This window comes from Streptomyces sp., assembly GCF_035563135.1.
In the GTDB taxonomy this organism is placed as follows: domain Bacteria; phylum Actinomycetota; class Actinomycetes; order Streptomycetales; family Streptomycetaceae; genus Streptomyces.
The window spans coordinates 1-2,147 of sequence record NZ_DATMVN010000040.1 but is presented as its reverse complement, the minus strand read 5'-3'; the positions used below and the strand labels follow the sequence as shown (position 1 = coordinate 2,147).

Annotated in this window: 2 protein-coding genes; both read right to left on the bottom strand. The window is 70.1% G+C overall.

Annotated elements, in window-relative coordinates; all coding sequences use genetic code 11:
* Positions 1-623, bottom strand: a 623-nt coding sequence (locus VN520_RS01930; RefSeq protein ID WP_325745064.1) for an alcohol dehydrogenase catalytic domain-containing protein, incomplete at its 3' end; no start/stop codon positions are given.
* A complete protein-coding gene (locus VN520_RS01925) occupies positions 620-2,014 on the bottom strand; it encodes an MFS transporter (protein ID WP_325745063.1) in 1,395 nt (464 codons plus the stop codon). The genes VN520_RS01930 and VN520_RS01925, both read right to left, overlap by 4 nt.
* Between the last annotated feature and the right edge of the window lie 133 nt (positions 2,015-2,147).

Below are 2,147 nucleotides of genomic sequence, written 5' to 3'. Positions count from 1 at the left end.
GCCCCGTTGACCAGGACGGTCCGGCCGCGCAGGTCGGGGACCCGGCCGACCGCGTGCAGGGCGACAGCCAGCGGCTCGGCCAGGGCGCCCTGTTCGGTGCTCACTCCGGGCGGCAGTGGCCGGATCTGCTCCGCGCGGACCGTACGGTACTCGCTGAACCCGCCGTCGGTGTGCGGGGTGAAGGCCGCTGATCCGAAGTAGCGGACGCGTGGGTAGAGGTTGGTGCGTCCGGCGATCCGTTCCGGCAGCACCCCGTCGCCGAGGAGCTGGGCGGGGTGGACGGTCACCGGCCTGCCTGCGCTCAGACCCGTGACACCGGGGCCGAGCGCGGCGATCCTGCCCGCGACCTCGTGCCCGAGCACCAGCGGATGGACGAGTTCGGCCGTACCGGAGGCTCCCTTCCTCCAGTACGCGATGTCGGAGCCGCAGATCCCGCCCCACTCCATGGCCAGGAGCACCTCGCCCGCACCGGGCACGGGCCGGATCCGCTCGTCGACCCGCAGGTCTCCCGGCCCGTGCACGACGACGGCCCGCATGCGCGCTTCGCCCGCGCCCGCAGCACGCGTACGGGCTTCCGCACCGGCTGCCGCACTCGTACGGTCTTCTCCCGCAACGGCGGTCATATGGCGTCCTCCAGGCGGACCAGGTCGCGTCCGCGGGTCTCCGGCGCGAGAAACGCGCTGACGAATGTGATGAGCGAGTAGGCGACGAGCATCGCCGCGATGGGCCACCAGCTGCCGGTCAGGGCCGTGAGTGTGGCCGCCAGTACGGGGCCGATCGCGGTGGCGAGGATGCCGCCGATCTCCTTGGCGAGCGCGAGCTGGGTGAACCGGGTGCGTGAGCCGAAGAGTTCGGCCATCGTCACGCTTTCCAGCGAGAACAGTCCGAGGACTCCGATGTTCAGACCGAGCACCATGCCGATCATCACCGCGGGAGCCGAGCCGGAACTGATCAGGAACATCACCGGGAAGGAGACGACGACGGTCAGCAGGGTGAGCGTCAGGTAGATCACGCGCCGTCCGAAGCGGTCCCCGAGCAGTCCGACGACCGGCACGGTGACGAAGCCCAGCAGGGAGCCGTACACGATCGCGTCCGTCGGGACGGACCGGCCGACGGAGAGCTGGGTGGCGATGTAGCCGACCAGGAAGGTCTGGATCAGCCCCGAGTTGCCCGCCTGGCCGAAGCGCAGTCCCAGCGCGATGAAGAAGGCCCTGCCCTTGCGTTGCCGGATGCCGGCCGCCAGGACGTCGCCGTGCTGCCGGTCGGTGTCGGCGATGACGGCCTCCACCTCGTCGCGGGCCAGTGCCACGCCGTCCACCACATCGGGACGCTCCTCGAAGACCGGGCTCTCCTTGAGTCCTCGGCGCAGCCAGAAGGCGAAGAACATCAGCCCGAAGCTGAGGAGGAAGGGCAGGCGCCAGCCCCAGGACAGCAACTGCTCCTCGGTGAGCACGGCGAGCAGGATCGCCCACAGCCCCGAGGCGGCGAGCGTTCCCGAGTTGGTGCCGAGCGAGACCAGCGAGGCGATGAGACCGCGTCGGCGGACAGGGGCGTACTCGACGAGCAGTACGGTCGCCCCGGCGATCTCGGCGCCGGCCCCGAAGCCCTGCACCAGCCGGAGCACGACGAGCAGGATCGGTGCGAGGATGCCGATGGTGGCGTAGGTGGGCAGGGCGCCGATCAGGGTGGTGGAGGCGCCCATCAGCAGGACGGTGAGGTAGAGGACCCTCTTGCGGCCGATCCGGTCCCCCATCCGGCCGAAGTAGACGGCACCGGCGAGCCGGGCCACGTAGCCCACGCCGTAGGTGGCCATCGCGGCGATGAGGCCGATGGCGGGACTGACATCGGGAAAGAAGATCTTGTTGAACACGATCGCTGCGGCCAGCGAGTAGAGCTGGAAATCCATGAACTCCATGGCCGTGCCCAGCCAGCCCGAGACGGCGGCCCGGGTCAGGTCACCCGTGGTGCGCTCCGCGGAACGCGTCTGCTCCACGGTGACAGCACTGTCCTTCATCGTGAACTCCGTTGTTCGGTGATTACGAGCGGTGTGCGGGACGAAAGGTGTTCGCAGCCGGGACGGCTCAGATCTCGACGCGGCCGGCTCGCAGCGCCGGCAACCGGCCCGCCACCGCGGCGGTGAGGGCATC

What these genes read in the sequence shown, in the direction of transcription:
- VN520_RS01925 (WP_325745063.1), bottom strand. Translation starts at nt 2,014, where the DNA reads ATGAAGGACAGTGCTGTCACCGTGGAGCAGACGCGTTCCGCGGAGCGC.